This is a genomic window from Psychrobacter sp. PG1 (assembly GCF_014897815.1).
GTDB lineage: Bacteria > Pseudomonadota > Gammaproteobacteria > Pseudomonadales > Moraxellaceae > Psychrobacter.
Genome location: NZ_JABUZG010000047.1, coordinates 1 through 19,891, shown reverse-complemented (window position 1 = coordinate 19,891; position 19,891 = coordinate 1). Strand labels below are relative to the sequence as shown.

Here is a 19,891-nt window from a genome sequence, read left to right as displayed (position 1 = left end):
ATATTATTTATATAATACTTAATAAGACGCCATAAGAATTTGAGTAAAGCATCACATCATTTGATAAGTTGTCATGATAACTGATTTAGCAAAGTACGCAATTTTATTAAGTGCTTTCAGTTAACTTCATAAGCGAACTATCTTTTTAAAATATATTCTCGAAATTCTTACTACATGTACATAATGAAGTACACAGTCATCATTCCAAAAACTTAATCTATTGCTGTATATAGCGCACAGATGAATGTTCAAGTCCTCACTAGGGTACCGTATCTTTAGGATGCTATGAATATCTTTATTGACAATAATTATCACTAACATTACTATTTAATATTTTAAATAAACATACGTTCATTTATTAGGATTTTTGATGCGGAAATTTGTCCTAGATTACCCAAAAGGAAGTTACCGCAAGCTTTTTATTATGGCTTTAATCCTAAGTTTTGGTTTTTTCATAGCCTCTTTTATAGATAGAGATATACCGAACATCTTAATATGGCTAGGAGTGTTTTTAGCAGCTTTGAAGCAAGTTGTCATACCTATAAATCTAGATCAAAAAATATCTTTATCGAAAAAAAGATACTCTATAAGTGATGATGATTTTATAAGTCATTACAATAGTAGCTCTATTATGCACGATAACAACAAGGGTAAAACTTGGCATAAATTGATAATACTGGGTGATGATATATCGTCCCTTTTGCTTATTGCTGTCATACTCTATAGCATATTTGGTTAACTTAATTATGCTTAGTAAGCATAACAAAACTGTTATAGATTACTAATACGATGAAAGACTTGCTACCTAAAACTGGGCGTTCTAATTAGTATAGTCAAATATGCTCGGCTTCTAACTTGGTTACTATATCCTTAAAAACTTCTTCAAAATGTTGGTTGTCAGTACATTGTTTGAATGCGTTACCATTCCAAAACCCTAAATGAAATATGATTGTAATTCGCTTTTTATCCGCAGTTACCCGTCTTATTTCCGATAGGTTAACAATTTCATTATCTACAACTATAAAATTTGGCATCTAAATCTCTTTCTATAAATTTTTAATAATAGCCAGCTACGAACCTTAAATTACCTCAAGATTGTCGGAGAATTAACTCTCTGAGAAGTATGAACAAAGCCCCTTTATCGAACCACATAAAAAAACAACAAGACTATCTCTATCATCAAAAGGCTAATCAGCACTTTTCTATAAATAGATATAGTGTCTTCATTATATTTCCACTCCCATAGTGGCACTAAAATAAGCAGTAGATAAGTAACGCATATTATAAGTCCTACCCAGTATTCGATTTTCAATTTGTAACGCCTTATTCAGATGGATTGCAATGGTCAAATAATTGAGAACAGATGATAAGAGGTTTTTACTTAGCTTTTTGATTAGGCGAGGCTGTTAAAAATAGAGTTTAGTAAGTGATTAATTCTAATAAAGAACTTTATTATTTAACTAATATAATTAAGTTATAGCTGTTTAAAACACTTAAGAACAACTTCCATCAAGTTAATCGATAATACAGGTATGCTATAAATACACACACATTGGCGAGCCTGCGACAGGGTCGGTAATCACTTTGGCTTGCACATCGAATATGTCAGCCAGCATCCCCTCCGTCATCACCTCATGAGGGCTGCCCATCATTTGCAGTTCGCCTGATTTTAGTACCACTAACAAATCACAATATCTCGCCGCTTGGTTAAGATCATGTAGCACAACGATGATGCTTTTACCCTTATCCTTTAATTCCCGTATGAGTCGCATCAGCTCTATTTGGTAAGAGATATCCAGATAAGTGGTCGGTTCATCAAGCATAATAATATCGGTGTCTTGGGCTAAAATCATCGCAATCCAAGCGCGCTGCTGTTGTCCGCCTGACAAAGCTTCAAGCGGCGTATCAGCCAAAGAATCAATCGCCATCTCATGCATGACCCTATCTACTATCTGGTTATCGGTAGCACTTAGCTTGCCCCAATGTGAGACATAAGGTGTCCTACCATATTCAACCAATTGTCTAACACTCAAGCCTTCAGGATTGGTCTGCACTTGTGGCAATACCGATATCTGACGGGCAATCTGCCGATTATTTAACTGCGCCATATCTTGTTTTCTAAGTAAAATACTACCCGATTGCGGTTGAATCAAGCGGCATAAACCTTTTAACAGTGTCGATTTTCCGCAGCCATTTGGACCAATGAGCCCAATGACTTTATTTTCTGGCAGCTCAAGTGACAAGTTTTTGATAATATGTTGACCACCATGATAGCCAAGCTGGAGTTCATTCACTGATAGCATCACCACCCCTTATAGCGCGATAGCAGAAAGATAAAATACGGCGCACCAATCACCGAGGTTAAAACGCCAGCTGGTAATTCAATAGGCGCAAATAGACTGCGTGCCAATACATCTGCGCTGACTAAAATGATCGCGCCTATTAGCGCTGACGCTGGTAATAAGGTGCGGTGCTGATGCCCAAAGAGCAATCGTGCGATATGCGGTGCAAGCAGTCCAATAAAACTAACCGTCCCTGCCACCGATACAGCCAAACTCGCAATCACCACTGCGATGAGTAAAGTGCTAAATTCTAGTGGTTTGACTGATACACCAAGATGATACGCTGTCTCCTCACCCAGCCCCAGCACATCCAAACGCCACGCTAAATACATGCTGATGACCATCAACGCGGCAAATATAACAGTCAGCATAGGAATATGTTGCCAGCTGCGACCCCACAAGCTACCGGTCAACCAAATCATTGCCGTATTGATTTCAACGGGATAAAGCACCAACAAAAAATTAATCCCACTGGCTAAAAAGGCACTAATGGCGACACCAATCAGTGCCAAGCGTGCTGGCGTAGGCTGAGATATTTGTGCCAGTAGAATAATAAAACAAAACGCCAATAAGCCGCCAAGTAAGGCTGCGACAGATAACCACCACGTTGGGGCGGTAGGAAGCATAACCAGTAACAAAGTCGCGCAGAACCCTGCGCCAGCACTGATACCCATTAAGTCAGGTGAGGCTAACGGGTTACGAATAACCCCTTGCACTAAGGAACCTGACAGACCAAGACTTGCGCCCACCAATATGGCCAATAGCGTGCGCGGCAATCGATGCTGCCAAACAATAAAATCTTTGTCACCGCTAAATCCTTGCTGTAAATGCTGCCAGATTTGTACTAGTGTTAATTCACTGGCACCAAAGAATATACTGCTAATACTTAGTATAAATAGCAGCACTATAATTAGTCCCACCGCCCTACTTGCCGATTTACGAGCAAATAATGAGTGTAAGAGCGATGCAGAAGCGTTGGTTCTTATTGTCATTTGTTACTTACTTTTATTTTTTGATAAAGGGTTGCTTGATAAAGTATTGAGTCACTTTTGATTAACATAAGCACAAAATTAGCCGTCTTGATTAACTATCCAGTCGCCGTCTGCATGCTAGCGCAATAAAAACGGGTGTCCCAATCAATGCCGTTAATAAGCCCACCGGTGTCTCTGCCGGATAAGCCACTGCCCGTGACAAGACATCTGCCCATACTATCAATATACTGCCAAGCAGCATTGATAATGGTAAAAGCTGCTCATACGCCATGTTCGATACTTGTTTTAACAGACGCTTGGCAACATGCGGGACAATCAAACCTACAAACGCAATGGGACCTGCTACCGCCACACTGACCGCCGTTAATATAGTAATCAATGCCCCGCACGACCATTGCAATGCTCGCAATTTTATCCCAAGGCTGCTCGCCACTTCATCGCCCAGCACCAAGACATTTAATTTAGGTGATAGCCACCAGCCATAACCCAAGGTCAGCAGCGATATAATTGCAAGCATAGGAATGGACTCCCAGCGCGTATTGGCAATAGAGCCAGCTAGCCAATACAATACCCCATACGCCTGCTCATCCGTGGTAATCAGCGCCGCTCGTGTCATACCGACCAGCAGCGCATTGATAGCAACACCCGACAAGATAAGACGGACAGGATGCACCGGACGACCAGAAAAGTAACCTGCCAATCCTGCAACAAGAGCACAAGAAAGCAGTGCGCCGACCAGCGCTTGTAAAAAGGTAGAGGTTAAAAAGCTAACCCCTAAGCCAATAGAGGATAAGGCCACCACACAAGCTGCCCCCGCATTGATACCCAATACCGCAGGAGAGGCCAGTGAATTTCGCGTCATCACCTGCATCAGCAGTCCTACTACCGCCAAATTAGCACCGACTATAATCGCCACAAGGACGCGCGGCAGGCGAATCTCTATTAATAATTGCGCGGCTAATGAGGCTTGAGTATTGTGCTGCGTCAATAACGAAAATAAATCCGTCAGCGACAGGGTGAATTTTGAATACGCCGTTAATCCTTGCCAGCAGCCAATCAGTAAAATGACTAATAACCCACACCATAATAACGCCCGTATTATCGGACGCTTTACAATAGAAGGTTTAAGTGAGATAGAAGATGAGCGGCTCAGTTTTGTCTCAACCATAAAAGCCGCCCTGCTTTAAACAGACAGTCTTGTAATGGCACATTAATTTGACTCTTTTACAGAAGGACTTGAACCTTCTGCGCCTTGGCTCGATGCAATCTCAAGCAGCTCAGCGGTCATGTATTCAGCAGATTGCATACTGCGATTAAGCGCCCAATAATTGGGATCGACTTCGATGACCTGATTGTTTTTAACCGCCGTTAGCTGATTAAATAATGGTGAGGACTTCCATTCATCATAAATAGTATGATCGTTATAACGCCCAATCAATAGCCAATCAGGATTGGCCGACAATAATTGCTCCAAACTGGTTGCGATATACGCCTCACCTGTTTGCTCAGGAATCGGACTTTTGATACTTAGATGATTAAGTAAGCTGCCAGCATACGAGCTTGGACCATGTAGCCACATGCCTTTATCACTGATAATCGCAAATTGAACGCTGTGGTTAGCAAGAGGAGTGGTTGCCAATTGCGACTTTAAATCTGCCATCTTCTTTAGATGGGTATTGATAACTTGCGACATTTTTTTATCTTGGTGGACGATATGACCGACCAATTGCGCCGTCTGGATATTTTCCACATAACTCTCACCGCGGCTTTTTAGTACGACCGACGGTGCGATGCGATTCAGCTCATCGGCGATGACCGTATGACGCTCATCATCGGCAATAATCAGATCAGGTTTTAAATCAGCAATGGCCTCAAGGCTTGGCTGATAGCGTGAACCGACCGAGGTGTAATCCGAGAGTTGTTTGGTAAACTCGGCAATAATACTGTCAGGCTTATTGTCATCGGCGATACCAACTGGCGTCAGACCTAACGCTAATGCATCCCCTAAAAATGAGTATTCCAAAACCACAATACGCTTCGGGTCATTCGGATAGTTACTTAGATTGGACAAACGTACTTTAATTTCTTCATCGGTTAGCAGAAGCACGCCATTATTGTCGCTCATGTCACGACTGGCATTTGACTGAGTGGCTGCTACCGATATGTCATTATCAGCATTCAATGGTAGCGTTGCCGTAGCATTGTTTTTTTGATTGATAATAAAAACAATGCCGCCAACGACAATCAATACGATGACCAATAAAGGTAGTATAAGCGTGAGCTTTGGACGTTGATTCATAAATAACCTGTCTTACTATCATGAAATGGATCGAGCTCTAGGAACATAAGAGTTTGGCGTTAACACTTACTCGTTAAAACTCATAGTTATACGTTAACAGCCACGTTCTTGGCGCACCAAGCCCAATTTGATTTTTGCCCGAGAGGCCATTAGTAGCCCCCAGCGCATATTCTTTATCTAGAGCGTTATTTAGATTCAACTGCAGGTTATGTTTGCCCATGCTATAGGCGGTCATTAAATCTACGGTCGTATAACCCGCTAGCTCGACTGCCTCTGCATCTCCGGCATAGCGATCACTAATATAGTTCACACCGCCGCCAATACGCCATTGGTCATCAGGTTGATAAGCTGTCCATAACGAGAACGTTTGGTTCGGTACATCGTTTGGCGTTAGGCCCGTTTTTTTATCTTCTGCGTCAATATAGCTATAACCTGCAGACACATCCCAGTTATCACGTAGCTTACCTCGTGCCTCTAACTCTAGACCTTGATGACGGAACTCATCTTTATCTGTCACTTCGCGATTGTCATTGGTTTTTGGGTCTTCTTTATCAATGCGATAGAGAGAGGCATTGAGCATAATATCGTCATTATTTAAATACGTTTTCACCCCAATCTCTTTTAGGTCGGTTTGATACAGTGCGCCCAATTTTGGATTGATAAACGTTCCAGAATAAGGTAGCTGCCATGAACGCGCTACGGTGGCATAAGCAGAGGTGGCATCATTAAACTTATAGACGACGCCTGTGCGGTAGCTGAATTTGTCGTCGTTAAGTCCACTATCCTTACCATTAGCGCTTTGACTCAAGCGCATATTGTCATAGCGGACGTTACCCACCAATGACCAGTCGCCAATATGATAGACATCTTGCGCAAAGACGCCGACATTTTGGGTGCTGTTTTTACGAAATTTAGGAAACCCTGGGTTGGGGGTTGAACCTGCGCTTGGGTTGGTTGCCGATGTGGGTGGTACATTTTTATCAGTAGCAAGGGTTAAATCAATGTCAATGTCATTGTAATCAGCGCCAAATAATAATTCATGGTTGCCTTTATTCCAAGCTAGCTCTGACTGCAACGTTTTGCTGGTGCGTGGGTCATAACCAAAATTATTAACGGTGCGCCCAATTTTGTCATCCTTCACATCTGCTGATGACTGACGGGTGCCTTTTTGTTCTAAAGTGATATGGCTGTATGACACCCGATTGGTCCATTTAAGATCATCGTTGATATCAAACTCATGATTGACCGCCGCATGCCAAGTGTCTGAATCTTGGTAATCATTGGTGCCGCCATAAAAGGTATTGACGGGCACATCAACCGGTTTGCCATCTTTGGAGGGTACGCCGCGATAAGGCACAAGATGCTGACGCATAAAATCAAGGGAGAAATCTAGGGTTTGCTGATCAGTCGGCTGCCAGCGCACTGTCGGGGCAATAAAGACATCGTTTGAATCGACATGATCGACGAAGGAGTCACTACGGCGATACTCAGCATTGATACGCGCGTTGACGGTATCTGATAATTTATGGGAGCTATCGACACGCGCCACAGCTAAGCCATCGCTACCCACTTGCGCTTGCACCTTGTTAAAGTCATCGCCTTCCGCTTTTTTGCTGACGAGGTTAATAATACCACCGGCACTGCCGCGACCATATAAAGCGCCTGCTGGTCCTTTGACCACCTCTACGCGCTCGACATTGGCAAGGCTACGATAGGACTGCAATTTGCCATCATCGCGCATGCCATCGCTATAGACATCGTTCAAGCCGTTAAACCCGCGCATAACAAACTCATCTCGGCTGCCCTCACCCAGTGTATTGTTTAAACCTGCAACACCTTTCATAGCGTCCATCACACGCACTGCACCCCTATCTTCTAGCTCGGTCTTAGTAACAACCGATACCGACTGTGGCACCTCTAACCATTCTGTCTGTGTCTTAGTTCCTGATGTTGGCGCATAAGCGGCATAACCTTCATATTTTTTGGCGGTGACCACAATAGGTGCAAGCGTTACAGATGGCTCTGTTGTTGATAGCTGGTTAGGTATTGCTTGAGCAAGTGATGACGTGCTGACCGCCATCACCAAACCTGTCGTTGTTATGGTTAACCAAAGTTGAGCACGAACCGCGATTACTAGTCGCTTGGGTGGTTTATTAGGCATATACAGGACCATAGAATGCGTGAAGAATAAGTGAGAATACCAACTCTTAGCGAGCAGCGTTTAAGGTAGAAATCTTTAAATAACGACTGGCTATTTGATTATTTTCTGCTGAAATACTTAAAACAAAAATAGCGTCTTAAGCTTATATCCTCTATATGTATGAATGATAATAGTTTTGCAAATGATAACCATTACTGTTTATAATTGCAACGTTTTAGTAACACTGTCCATTTTCAACTCTTATAAATACACGCTAAATACTTGGAATAATTATGGTTATTTTTTTTAAACGTTCAGCACTTTGTTTAGCGTTGCTTTGTATTTATCAACAAAGTAGCGCTGATGTAACACCTGCCAGCAAAAAAACCAGTTCTAAAACGCATTCAGACAGCGCCATCAATCATCAAGCAGAGACACAAATACCTTCCTTTACCGCAGCGCCAATCATTGTAACTGCAGAGACGTTAGGGGATTCTAGTGCTAATCAGGTAAAAGCATTTGCCGGTAATCGCACGGTAATCGATAACGATTTCATTGAGAAAACCGTGAGCAACTCAATTGACGGTGCATTACAGTTTATTCCAGGTGTCAAAATTGACGATGAAACGGGCACAGGTGTATTACCTAACATTTCTATCCGTGGTCTACATGCTAGCCGCAGTGGGCAGGCGCAATTTTTAATGGATGGCATTCCCTTAACCTTGGCGCCTTACGGTCACACTGGTCAGTCTATCTTTCCAGCGACCCTTGATAACCTTGAGCGTATCGATGTCGTACGCGGCGGGGCTGCAATCCAATATGGCCCAAATAATGTCGGCGGTGTGATTAACCTCATCACCAAACCTATAGCGAAAGACACTCAAACTGAAATTGGCACCAACTTAACCGTCTTTGAGCAAAACGGTAAGCCATTGACCAGTTTATACGCGCGGCACAGTCGCTGGTTAAATGATGACTTTGGCGTACAGTTAGAAGCCAATGGTATCAAAGGTGACAGCTTTAGAGATCACTCAGAAACTGAAATCACTAACCTACAAGCAAAAGCCCTTTGGTATATCGACGACAATCAGGAACTAGAAGGGTTCTTGCAATACTATGATGCTGATACAGAAATGTCAGGTGCGCTTTCACCTGCTGCCTATGAGCAAGATGTTGGAAAGAGTCAACGCCCATTTGAAGCTTATCAAGGCAAATCAACGCGCTGGCATGCTAAGTACAAAAACTACTTGGATTTCGGTGATGAAGCTGTCTTAGACCTGACGACCTTTGGCCATCATGCCACGCGTAACTTTGAGTGGGGATTTAACTCACAAGCGAACAAACAAGGTGTACATTGGGCAGACCCTGCTATTGTAGCAGACAGCCTGCGTACCTCACCTCGCGAGTTTACTGTTTATGGCGTAGAGCCGAAGTTTTCTGTGAAGCTTGGTGATAGCAAAAATATCAAACATCACTTAATTAGTGGCATGCGCTACGTCAATGAAGACATCGATTATAAACTGACGCAAACCAAGTTTGCGGATGGCACGACCACCACGCCCCGTGATTGGAATCTACAAACCGATGCATGGGCCGCTTATCTTAGCGATGAGATGAGCTTTCTGGATGAGCGTCTAAAAGTCACCCCTGGTATTCGTTACGAGAATGCAAAAATGACATTTAATGATGCTGGCAATAACACGCAAACAGACAACACCATTACGGAATGGCTACCTGGACTCACAACGTCTTATGCCTTAAATAAATCTGATGATAATCTATGGCTGATTTATGCCAACGCGCAAAAATCCCTAAGAACGCCGCAAATTGCTAATATTCGCGGTATCGGTGAAGAAGGCAGTGAGCTGGCATGGAACTATGAAATAGGTACACGCTATACCACCGATAATTTGCAAGCCAATTTAGGACTGTATCGCATAGATTTTAAAGATCAACTGCAATGGAACAGTGCAGAGCAAAGCTTCGATAATGTGGGTCGTACACTGCACCAAGGCTTAGAGACTGCGATTACTTATAGCCCAAAAACTTTCAAAAACCTCGATGTTGGTCTGAGTTACAACTATCTTGATGCCACGCTGAAAGAAGGAAAAGATAAAGGCAATCAACTGCCATACAGCTCGCCACATCAGTTGGGCTGGCACGCCAGTTATAAGCATCAAGATTACAATGCTACTTTATCTGGTGTTTACTATGACAAAGCTTATGCTGATAATGCCAACAAGGTAGTAGAAAGCAAAGACGGAGGCATTGGCGAGACACCTGCTTATCAAGTTTGGAACTTGAGTCTACAAAAAACATTGCAAGACACCAAGAATGAAAAGCTGTCTGTTCAATTCGGTATCAACAATTTATTTGATGAGCAGTATTATTTCCGCGGTATTGATACCAGTCCTGTCGGTCGCTATCCTGCACCCGGACGCTCGTACAAGTTGGGACTCAACTATCAATTTTAAGGGTTAGTAAATCTTAATTCTTAAATACCTTGCAGCGATAAAAGCAAATCTGAAATGGATTTGCTTTTATTTTCAATAATATATTGTAACTTGCCTGTCTCTTTTATCAATTTTCACTGCTTACCTTCGCATTTAAACCCCTCTCTTAAAAACTTTTAGTAGATTTCAGACATTAATAGGACATTATTTTTTGCAACTTAATTGCAAATGATTATCATTAATATCATGAGCATGAAAAATAACATCTCTGTTTATTCTTTATTTTTGGTTCATCAAAAAAGGAAAGCTCTATGTCCTATGCGACGGTTCTGATCACTCATGTGGTCAATGATGCAGTTATTGAAGGTTTTATCCCTGCCTTATTGAAATTTAGGCACGCACCTGACAGTCAATTAATTATCATAACCGATGATAAAGACGCACACATGGATGCGTTAATAGCAATGCCTCTAGGGGCGCAAATCAGCATTCTGGAATGCGATGTGTTTAATCCTTTAGCAATCATTGATACCTTAAACAATCATCATATCTTGCCCAATCTGGTCTTTAGTAATAGCGACCATCTACAAGCCGCAACCGCCATCGTCGCGGACTTCTTCCATCTTCCTAGTAAAGACTGGCGTCATTGCTTAGTCTTTAAAGACAAGTACTTAATGAGAACACAGCTACAATCTGCTCACTTATACCAAGCTGGATATCAGCTGCTAAACGCCAAAGACTTATACCTTGACACTTGTGCCATCGACAACCTTACTATCAACAATCCTGCCATCAGCTTTCCTTTAGTTGCCAAACCCAAGCAAGGCGTCGCGAGCATGGATGTGCAGCTTTGTATGGATAAAGATGAGCTACTCAGCTATTGCCAAGATTTTTGGCAGTCAAAAACCTTACCTATTTTAGTTGAGTCCTATGTGGCTGGGCGCTTAATGACATTAGAGACACTTAGCGATGGTGAGCGTTTGGTGGCGGTAGGCGGCTTTGAAGTAACGTTGACTGAGCCGCCACATTTTGTAGAGCTTGATGCAGTGTGGAACACGCCCTTATGTGTACAGTACCGTGAGCGCTGTTTGGCGATTTTACAAGATATCGGTGTGGGGCTTGGCGTCTGTCACAGTGAGTTTATTATTACCCCAACGGGCGCGATACATTTGGTTGAAATCAACTATCGCAGCATCGGCGATGGCAGAGAGTTTTTATTAGATGATATGGCGCACTACCCTTGGTTTGATACCATTATTCGACTACATCAAGGGGTCAGCATTGCTGAGCTAGAGACCGAGTACGGAGCACTTGCCATCAGCACCCATGCACGCATTCATTATATTGTTGCACCTCAATCTGGCACCATTTGCACAGCACCCAGCCCCTTTAATAAGCAAATGCAGCAGACAACTCTCATCCATCAGCCGCTAAAACAACAACATCAAACCATTCACCTTACCCACTCTAATAAAGACTATTTAAGCCGACTACTGGCTTATTCTGATTGTGAAAACACCATAAATGACGTACTAAACGATGCCATAGCAAGTTTGCAATGGCAGTTTGACGCATAAACGTGAGATCTACCTGTTACCTATTTAACTTTTAGTTTTTAACTTGTTATATTTTGAGAATTTATAATGGACAAACAATATATTACCGAACGCTTTATCAACACCTGTATCCGCGAAGATGTCTATGGCTTGCTATCAGATAGCACTATTATAGAAACAGAATTTGATCTTCCTAACCTTCCAGAAGTGCTAAAACAGCAGACATTATGGCTAGAGATAACCTCACCTGACCAAACCAATTGCTTGCCTGTTGCGGCCAGTGATTATATGCAATATTGGCAACTTGCCAGCCCAATGTGGCTGCAAAAAAACTCAGACGGTTACGCTATCAAGCATGATTATAAAGATTTTGTCGCTGTTCTCAAGCAGTTGCCAGATGCCTCTGAGACTGCGCTTGATAGCTATCTGCTTGAGCTTGATTGTGCTACCGAACACCGGGCGTTAGCACGCCGAGGGTTTGAGTCTCAATGCTGCTATCTTGTACGTAATATTACTGAATACCCAAGCTGGTCTGAGCGTTTGCTATATGCCGATCAAGTCGCCTCGTATTTGGATCATCCTTATTATCCGACTGCCCGAGCCAAGCTTGGCCTAGACGCATCTGATATTGCAGCCTATAGTCCAGAATTTGCACCAACCTTTCGCCTACATTGGGTTGCTATCTCAAAAACATTAGCCACTATCAGCACCAAGCTACCTGATATTTGGCCAAGCTTTGCCGACGTCGGTCTCAGTCGTGATCTGCAACAGACGCATTACCTATTCCCAGTACATCCGCTCACCTTGCCGCTGCTACAACAGCATGCTCTCAAGGAGGCGTCGCTACAAATTATATTGGCCCCCAAGTCAGCGCTCAGCGTACAACCAACCTTATCTGTGCGCACGGTGGTGTGCTGCGATGCGCCAAATATCCATATCAAAGTACCGCTCATCGCCCGCACCTTGGGCAATAAAAACGTGCGTCTCATCAAACCCTCAACCATTTATGATGGTCACTGGTTTCAGCGTACCTTACAGTTGATTGAAAAAAATGATGCTGCGCTGCAAGGGTGTTATGCCCATTACGACGAAAGCCTAGGTGGTCATATGGGCGATGATAAAACCCTCGCCTTTATCGTCAGACGCTATGATGACATTAATCTAATGGGTAAAACTCCTGTCCCGGTGGCAGCATTTGGCAGCGTCATGCCGGATGGTCGCCCCTTTGTCAGCCACTTAATTGATATTTTTTATGACGGGGATAGTCAGCGTTGGTTAAAAGACTACATTGGCCTGTTGTGCCATGTCCATTTGACACTTTGGATAAAATACGGCATTGCGTTAGAAGCCAACCAGCAAAATGCTGTCATTGTCTTTGATCACCATAGCCGAACGATGACCTTACTTATGAAAGACAATGACTCTGCACGCCTTTATCCACTAAGGTTTAACACGGCCATGGCGCAAGCTGGCCTCGACAACTTGATAGACATCAAGGCGATTAAAGATCAACGTATCGTCGTCGAAGATGAGTTGGCGTTGGCGCAGATGTTTTTGACCATCACGCTCCAGCTCGACATCACCGCCATTATCGAGATGATGAGCGCCCATGCCATCATCGATCGTCATCAGGCCTATCAAACCCTCCTAAGCGGTATTGATACGACATTACACAGCTTATCCAAGCAAGGTTACGACACTCATCTTGCACAGCAAATCTTATTAGAGAGCCAGCATTGGTATATCAAATACTTGCTGTCTGCTGGCAGTCTGTTGTCAAAAGAGCAGTCTGGCGCGACTGATATCAATAAGTTTTATGGCAAATCAGCACCCAACACCTTAAAGCTTATGCAGCGACACAAGCAGGACTCGTAATGAACTATCGAATGATGGTGGCAATTGTCCTATGTTGTCACTACCTGTCTGCGTTTTCTGCGTTAGGTATGCCGTTGTTTTTGCCAATCATGCTCCAAGAGCTAAATGCGCCATTGCAATCAGGCTGGGTTGGGTTGCTGTTTATACTACCGACCCTGATGACCGCCATCGCTGCCAGATACTGGGGACGTTTTGCTGATACGTATGGTCGCAAGACCTCCTTGTTACGGGCGGAGCTTGGCTTGGCGGTGGGGTTTTTGATATGCGGATTTTCCCAGTCTTTATGGCAGCTTATCATCGGACTGAGCGTTCAGGGGCTGTTTGGCGGGACAATGGCGGCATCAAACGCTTATTTGGCAACAAGTATCACTGATAAAAACGCCTTACAACAGATGCTAAATTTTACTCAGTTTTCGGCGCGGCTTGCCCTGATTTCCGCCCCAATTGGGCTGGGATTTTTGGTGCATCATTACGAGGTGTTAAGTTTGTATCGCGTGCTTGCCATCCTGCCGCTCTTAGCCCTACTGCTCAGCTTTTTGCTAAAAAAAGACGTTATCAAAGCAGACAATACCGATACAAGCCCCAAGACTACCCAATTGCCAAAAGCATCTACAACAACCAAAAATGACAACGGTAACAGTAAAAAAGCCAAAAGCGATAAAAAGCAGACCCATGACTCAGTGCAAGCAATAACGGGCGTAACTTTTTTCGACAATCCTTATCTGTTTATATCGCTGCTGCAATTTTTCTTAGCCTTTTGTATGGTAGCGACTTTTCCATACTTTTTGCCATTTGCCAAAAGCTTTGGGCTTAGCAGCGCTGAAATAGGACAGTTATATGCCATGCCTCATGCCATATATCTGATCTGCCAGCTGCTCTATGGACGCATCAGTCATCGTATGCCAGCAATGTCCTTAAGCCTTGGTTTTGCGGTATTAGCGAGTGCGGTTTTACTGCATATGACGGATTATCTTGCCTTGATTTGGTTGGCTAGAATGCTATTTGGCGTTGGCATGTTTATGTGTTACCAAAGCCTGCATGCACAAATGGCGGATACCAATCAGTCTAAACATAGCGGCAAAATATTCTCTCGCTATGATGCGCTAGCAAAATGGGGCGGCGTGCTAGCAGGATTGTCAGTCACTTTATTTGTACCGATGTTTGGTTTGCTCTCTCCGTTTGTTCTCTCAGCAATGATGGCAGTTATCGCGATAATAACCATCAAAATGTATCAAGAAAAATATAGCAAGACTGTGTAAAGGGAACTACCAACAACAATTACTCTAAAACATTAAAAAAAAGACATCACTTATGAAACCAAACTATTCACTACCAAATAACTCGATACTAAATCACTTAATACCAAATATTTTACGACCCAGTAAATCAGTCAAAAGCACCCCAGTGCCAAGTCTGCTGTCGCAGTATCATCAGTACAAGTCTGAGCAGCATACAGTGACAAATATCATCAATTGTTATCTTCGTGAGTTTGCCATTCCTTATCAAGACCTAAGCATTGATGAGTCTGATGACGATTTACCACTGTGTCTACGTGATAACCGCGCTGACCTGAACACACAACTATTGACGATTCGATTTCCTGTCGCTAATGAGGCTGCTTCTGCAAAAATCGTATTGCCAGTGGCGTATTTTAGTCATCTAGGCAAGAGCCATCCAAGCGGAGCGCCTTGGCTAAAAGCTCGCGGTCAATCATGGGCGTGCCTCAACATTCATCAATTGGTCGATTATCTGCACAATTATATTGCTACGCGTTATCAAATCGATATCAATCAAGAGCTAAAGCATCAGATTGATAATAGCATCAGCGTGACAACCGCTTTTTTGCAGGCCTCTAGCAACCACGCCACTAGCTACCGGCAAGATAAATCCACCGTTAATGGCTATATAGATAGCGAACAAGCATTGCCGTGGGGTCATGCGTATCATCCGTCGCCGAAAAGCCGGCAAGGGGTCGATATGACGTCTTTATTGGCGCACTCGCCCGAGACCCAAAGCCAGTTTGCTTTGTTTTGGTTTAAAGTTGACTCCTCCCTCGTCAGCTATATTGGCAAAGACACCAAAACCGTCCTGCGCAATATCGCGCACACCTTACTTACTGATGAATTATTAGCGCCCGTGAATTCAGAAATTAACAGCTTAAATACTAACAGTTTAAATTCCGACGGTTTAAATACCGATAGCGACACCGACTGGGTCTACTACCCTTGTCATCCATGGGAAGCCGATGGCATCTTAGCAAATCCGACCATCAAGCGGGCAATTGCATCAGGATATATGATACCGATTGGCCTGACGGGTAAGGTGGTGTCCCCAACCTCGTCGGTGCGCACCTTATATCATGATCAGCTGTCGCATTTTATTAAATGCTCCATCCATGTTCGTTTAACCAATTGCATTCGCAAAAACGCTTGGTATGAGCTACACAGTGCCGTTTATCTAAATAGCATTTTAGAAAAAATTGATCGCAGCAAACGCCTGACTGCGCCCGCTTTTAAGCTAATGTTGGAGCCTGGGGCTGCCACCCTTGATATGAGCGCCAAATTCCCCGATGGCGATGCCAGCGCGGCTCAGTTTATTACCGAGTCCTTTGGTTTGTTGTTCCGAGAGTCTTTTACGACAGATGATATCAAATACCTAACGCCGCAAGTGGCTGCTGCTTTATTTACCGAGGATAGGTTCGGAGACAGTGTTATCGAGCGTCAGCTACAGCAGCGCTGTAACCGCCGTGATCAGCATAATAATGAGCGCGCATCCTATGATACCCTAGCCTGTTTATGGTTCAGCCGTTATGCCAATATTTTGATTGACGGCACGTTTGATTACTTTTTTAACCATGGCGTTGTGTTTGAGCCGCATTTACAAAACACGGTGATTGGCTTTCATCGAGGCCTGCCGACATGCGTGTGGATTCGAGATTTAGAAGGCACCAAGCTGGTGGATAGCCTTTGGTCGCTTGCTGACGCGACCGATTTGTCTGAGCGCTGCAAACAGTCTATCCACTATTCTAGAGCGGCAGGATGGTCACGTATCGCTTATTGCGTTTTTGTGAATAATCTTAGTGAGGCCATCTTTTATTTATGCCGAGACGCGCAATCAGCTAAGAAATTAGAGGCGCGACTTTGGCAGCATGTCAAAGAGATATTGATCAATTGGCAACTAGTATATGGTCCTCAGCCTGAAATTCAAGATTTGTTAGACGGCGGCAGCTTACCCAGCAAGACCAATTATAAGACTCGATTGCTCACGCTTGCTGATAAGCATTCTGCCTACGTCATGCTGCCTTGCCCGTGGCAGCCCTCTGTGCTCACTGCCAAAACAGAAAGCCAGACAATGACGCTACTGTAAAACCTCATAATCCCTATGTATCAGACTAAAAACCAGATTAAAAGGCACTCGTAAAATGACAACTGACATGACACCAACCCACTCAGCCCCGCTAGCAGATAATCATCTACTGCCTGCAAAAATTATAAATGCTATTCATGAACATAGTACGCAGTCGACTCCGCTGTGTGCTTACATTTATGACTTAGAATCTTTAGCAGAGCGGATAAAAACCATGAAGCACTGCTTGCCTGCTAATACGCAGCTGTTTTATGCCATCAAAGCCAACGCAGAGCCTGAAATACTATCCACCTTGGCAGATCATGTCGATGGGTTTGAGGCTGCTTCTTCAGGCGAGCTTAATTGGCTACAGACCCACCAGCCGAACCATCCTATTATTTTTGGTGAACCGGGTAAGCTGACCTCAGATCTACAGCAAGCCATACAACAGCAAATCGATACCATTCATGTGGAGAGTCTGGTCGAGCTGAATCGCATCCAAACCTTGAGTCAGTCCTTACAGCTTCCCGTCCATATATTTTTACGGATGAATATTGATATTGGTGACATCGGCAGCAGTAAGCTGGTCATGGGCGGCAAGCCTACCCCCTTTGGGCTGGATGAAACCCATCTCAAGCAAGCGCTAGCTATCATCGACTCAAGTCCATTTATTGAATTCTGTGGATTTCATTTTCACTTGATGTCACATCAATTATCAGTCGAGCGTCACCTGTTGTTAATGCAGCGCTATATAGAGGTGGTCAAGAAGTGGCAGCAGGATTATCCATCGCTGCCCTCAAAACTGACCATCAACGTGGGCGGCGGCATTGGTATTCACTATGATCAGCGGCCGCAGCATTTTGAGTGGCAAGTATTCTGTCAGCAGCTTGCTAGCATGTTAACGGAAAATCCGCAGTTTATGGTTAGGTTCGAGATTGGACGGTTTATCACGGCGCCCTGTGGTTATTATGTTATGGAAGTGCTGGATATTAAAAAAAATCTTGGCGAGACATTTGTGATTGGTCATGGCGGCACGCATCATTTTAGAACGCCCGCCGCCCAGCAGCACAACCATCCTTTTTATATTGTACCGCGCCGCATGAGCCATACAATGGTAGCCGAACCATCAGAAAATCTGATAGCGCAAGCTGCCATTACGGGCACTAGGGCAACCCTTGTCGGCCAGCTTTGTACACCCAAAGACATACTGGCAAAAGACCAATGGATTGACGCGCTGCATATCGGAGATTATCTTGTTTTTACCTTAGCAGGCGCTTACGCTTGGAATATATCTCACCAAAACTTCTTAATGCATGAGCCACCCAAAATGATTTTTTTATAAACGGATAAGGCTAATCTATAAAGAAAAATCTGGTTTGAGTGTGACAGTCCGGCAGGTAAGCTTACTGGCGATACAGAACTAGTGAGGATTAGATCTAATATGTCTAGGTGTAATGGACATTTTTCATGCTGGCGTAGGGTTTAACGCTATATACTGTCTATATTTGCAAGGAATCAACGCCATGAATCAAAAAACTGCCCTTTTTGTCGTGAAAAACACACCAAGAAGAACGGACGCAAGCTTGGCAAACAGCAGTATCAATGTCTCGCTTGCAGACGGCAGTTTTTAGGTGGCACAAGACTCAATAACCAAACCATTTGGACAGAATACACTCAGGGAAAACAGACCTACCAACAGCTGGCTAATAAATATCACTGTAGTCTCAACACCATTCAAAGACGCTTAGATAAAGTCAGTACCCAGTATCAGATTAAGCGACCAAAGACTGCTAATATCATCATGGACACCACTTACTTTGGTCGCAAGTTTGGTTTAATGATCTTTATGGACAATACCACTAGAACCGTACTTTATTACGCGATAGTGAGTCATGAAACCAACAGCGCTTACAAACAAGGAATTGATCATCTAGCATCGTTAGGCGTTGATATACAAAGCATCACCTGTGATGGTAGACGAGGACTGCGTACTTTATTCACCCACACCCCTTACCAGATGTGCCAGTTTCATCAGGCGCAAATAGTGACCCGCTACCTCACTCGTCGTCCTAAGAACAGTGCCAGTATCGAGCTTAGACGACTTACTTTAGAAATAAAACTGCTTGATAAAGAGGCCTTCATACAGCGCTTAGATCACTGGTATGTGACTCATGAAGCCTATCTCAATGAGCGTAGTACTAATGAATATACGGGTAAAACGTGGTACACCCACAAACGTCTTAGAAGTGCTTATCGTAGTCTGAGAACCAATAGTGATGGACTATTCACTTGTCAAGAATACGACCACTTAGATATACCAAATACCACCAATTCTCTTGAAGGATTATTCAGTGAGTTGAAGCGACAATTACACAGTCATCATGGGCTAAATGAGAGACGTAAGTTACGGTTTATTAAAGAATTTTTAGGGTTAAAATCTCTCAAATAGCATGAATTATGTCCATTACACCCCTTCTTTAAATAGTACCGATTATCCTTTAGCCTCAAAAATGAATTTTGAGAGACGATAAGATAGATCCTATTAAGGTGTCTGTTCTGCCATGCGATGATGTCAGCTAATATGTTGTCAGTAACTCTCGAAACCAAGCTGCTATCACGGTCTCTTACGGTCAAGATATCAAGATCGTCTGTGTCACTGCGGACGGTCTTTTTAGTGTGATCGTTGCGCTTATTAGGTTTATCTGCCTTCTCATGCTTAGAATAGGCGAGATGGTCTTCCATCTCGCCTATTCTAAGCAGTATCGATAAAGGATTGCATGAGCTGCTTCTGGAAGTCTTTGATGTCATCGAAGCTGTTCATGCTACCAGCCATTTGCTCAGCCAGTTTTTTAATGTCAGATTGAGTAGTCATTGCTTATTCTCCTGTTA

14 protein-coding genes are annotated in these 19,891 nt (G+C 43.5%); 8 read left to right on the top strand and 6 right to left on the bottom strand.

Annotation, left to right across the window (positions count from 1 at the left end):
• The first annotated feature begins 370 nt into the window (after positions 1 to 370).
• A complete protein-coding gene (locus tag INT03_RS04350) occupies positions 371 to 739 on the top strand; it encodes a hypothetical protein (protein WP_193007791.1) in 369 nt (122 codons plus the stop codon).
• Positions 740 to 833: 94 nt separating this feature from the next.
• On the opposite strand, the gene INT03_RS04345 is transcribed toward INT03_RS04350, so the two are convergent.
• The 6 genes from INT03_RS04345 to INT03_RS04320 all read right to left on the bottom strand — a co-directional run bounded on the left by INT03_RS04345 (position 834) and on the right by INT03_RS04320 (position 7,794).
• Positions 834 to 1,034: a hypothetical protein gene (locus tag INT03_RS04345; protein WP_193007790.1), complete on the bottom strand. Its 201-nt coding sequence runs from the start codon at positions 1,032 to 1,034 to the stop codon at positions 834 to 836.
• 501 nt (positions 1,035 to 1,535) lie between these two features.
• Complete coding sequence (gene fecE, locus INT03_RS04340) at positions 1,536 to 2,303, bottom strand: Fe(3+) dicitrate ABC transporter ATP-binding protein FecE (protein ID WP_055125553.1); 768 nt, start codon at positions 2,301 to 2,303, stop codon at positions 1,536 to 1,538.
• Positions 2,303 to 3,247, bottom strand: coding sequence for a FecCD family ABC transporter permease (locus INT03_RS04335; protein ID WP_296293324.1), 945 nt, complete (start codon positions 3,245 to 3,247; stop codon positions 2,303 to 2,305). Before INT03_RS04335 ends, fecE begins: the two co-directional genes overlap by 1 nt.
• Before the next feature lie 178 nt (positions 3,248 to 3,425).
• Positions 3,426 to 4,502 (bottom strand): FecCD family ABC transporter permease, encoded by a 1,077-nt coding sequence (locus INT03_RS04330; protein ID WP_193007789.1) that lies wholly within the window; start codon positions 4,500 to 4,502, stop codon positions 3,426 to 3,428.
• A 42-nt stretch (positions 4,503 to 4,544) separates the two neighbouring features.
• On the bottom strand, positions 4,545 to 5,633 hold the full coding sequence (locus INT03_RS04325) for an ABC transporter substrate-binding protein (RefSeq protein WP_193007788.1): 1,089 nt from the start codon (positions 5,631 to 5,633) through the stop codon (positions 4,545 to 4,547).
• Between the two features lie 73 nt (positions 5,634 to 5,706).
• On the bottom strand, positions 5,707 to 7,794 hold the full coding sequence (locus INT03_RS04320) for a TonB-dependent receptor (RefSeq protein WP_226950361.1): 2,088 nt from the start codon (positions 7,792 to 7,794) through the stop codon (positions 5,707 to 5,709).
• 272 nt (positions 7,795 to 8,066) lie between these two features.
• On the opposite strand from INT03_RS04320, the gene INT03_RS04315 reads away from it, so the two are divergent.
• From INT03_RS04315 to INT03_RS04285, 7 genes are all read left to right on the top strand, one after another.
• Complete coding sequence (locus INT03_RS04315; RefSeq protein WP_193007786.1) at positions 8,067 to 10,247, top strand: TonB-dependent receptor family protein; 2,181 nt, start codon at positions 8,067 to 8,069, stop codon at positions 10,245 to 10,247.
• A 290-nt stretch (positions 10,248 to 10,537) separates the two neighbouring features.
• Positions 10,538 to 11,803 (top strand): ATP-grasp domain-containing protein, encoded by a 1,266-nt coding sequence (locus tag INT03_RS04310; RefSeq protein WP_193007785.1) that lies wholly within the window; start codon positions 10,538 to 10,540, stop codon positions 11,801 to 11,803.
• 66 nt (positions 11,804 to 11,869) lie between these two features.
• Complete coding sequence (locus INT03_RS04305; protein ID WP_193007784.1) at positions 11,870 to 13,657, top strand: IucA/IucC family protein; 1,788 nt, start codon at positions 11,870 to 11,872, stop codon at positions 13,655 to 13,657.
• Positions 13,657 to 14,916 (top strand): MFS transporter, encoded by a 1,260-nt coding sequence (locus tag INT03_RS04300; protein ID WP_193007783.1) that lies wholly within the window; start codon positions 13,657 to 13,659, stop codon positions 14,914 to 14,916. Before INT03_RS04305 ends, INT03_RS04300 begins: the two co-directional genes overlap by 1 nt.
• Positions 14,917 to 14,968: 52 nt before the next feature.
• Positions 14,969 to 17,023 carry an IucA/IucC family protein gene (locus INT03_RS04295; protein ID WP_193007782.1) on the top strand — a complete coding sequence of 685 codons (2,055 nt, stop codon included), beginning with the start codon at positions 14,969 to 14,971 and terminating at the stop codon, positions 17,021 to 17,023.
• A 55-nt stretch (positions 17,024 to 17,078) separates the two neighbouring features.
• A complete protein-coding gene (locus INT03_RS04290) occupies positions 17,079 to 18,344 on the top strand; it encodes a type III PLP-dependent enzyme (RefSeq protein ID WP_193007781.1) in 1,266 nt (421 codons plus the stop codon).
• Between the two features lie 459 nt (positions 18,345 to 18,803).
• Entirely contained in the window at positions 18,804 to 19,451 is a 648-nt protein-coding gene (locus INT03_RS04285; RefSeq protein WP_193007780.1) for a transposase, read from the top strand.
• The last annotated feature ends 440 nt before the right edge of the window (positions 19,452 to 19,891 follow it).

What these genes read in the sequence shown, in the direction of transcription:
- INT03_RS04290 (WP_193007781.1), top strand. Translation starts at nt 17,079, where the DNA reads ATGACAACTGACATGACACCAACCCACTCAGCCCCGCTAGCAGATAAT.
- INT03_RS04305 (WP_193007784.1), top strand. Translation starts at nt 11,870, where the DNA reads ATGGACAAACAATATATTACCGAACGCTTTATCAACACCTGTATCCGC.
- INT03_RS04325 (WP_193007788.1), bottom strand. Translation starts at nt 5,633, where the DNA reads ATGAATCAACGTCCAAAGCTCACGCTTATACTACCTTTATTGGTCATC.
- INT03_RS04330 (WP_193007789.1), bottom strand. Translation starts at nt 4,502, where the DNA reads ATGGTTGAGACAAAACTGAGCCGCTCATCTTCTATCTCACTTAAACCT.
- INT03_RS04345 (WP_193007790.1), bottom strand. Translation starts at nt 1,034, where the DNA reads ATGCCAAATTTTATAGTTGTAGATAATGAAATTGTTAACCTATCGGAA.
- fecE (WP_055125553.1), bottom strand. Translation starts at nt 2,303, where the DNA reads ATGCTATCAGTGAATGAACTCCAGCTTGGCTATCATGGTGGTCAACAT.
- INT03_RS04315 (WP_193007786.1), top strand. Translation starts at nt 8,067, where the DNA reads ATGGTTATTTTTTTTAAACGTTCAGCACTTTGTTTAGCGTTGCTTTGT.
- INT03_RS04300 (WP_193007783.1), top strand. Translation starts at nt 13,657, where the DNA reads ATGAACTATCGAATGATGGTGGCAATTGTCCTATGTTGTCACTACCTG.
- INT03_RS04320 (WP_226950361.1), bottom strand. Translation starts at nt 7,794, where the DNA reads ATGCCTAATAAACCACCCAAGCGACTAGTAATCGCGGTTCGTGCTCAA.
- INT03_RS04285 (WP_193007780.1), top strand. Translation starts at nt 18,804, where the DNA reads ATGGACACCACTTACTTTGGTCGCAAGTTTGGTTTAATGATCTTTATG.
- INT03_RS04310 (WP_193007785.1), top strand. Translation starts at nt 10,538, where the DNA reads ATGTCCTATGCGACGGTTCTGATCACTCATGTGGTCAATGATGCAGTT.
- INT03_RS04350 (WP_193007791.1), top strand. Translation starts at nt 371, where the DNA reads ATGCGGAAATTTGTCCTAGATTACCCAAAAGGAAGTTACCGCAAGCTT.
- INT03_RS04295 (WP_193007782.1), top strand. Translation starts at nt 14,969, where the DNA reads ATGAAACCAAACTATTCACTACCAAATAACTCGATACTAAATCACTTA.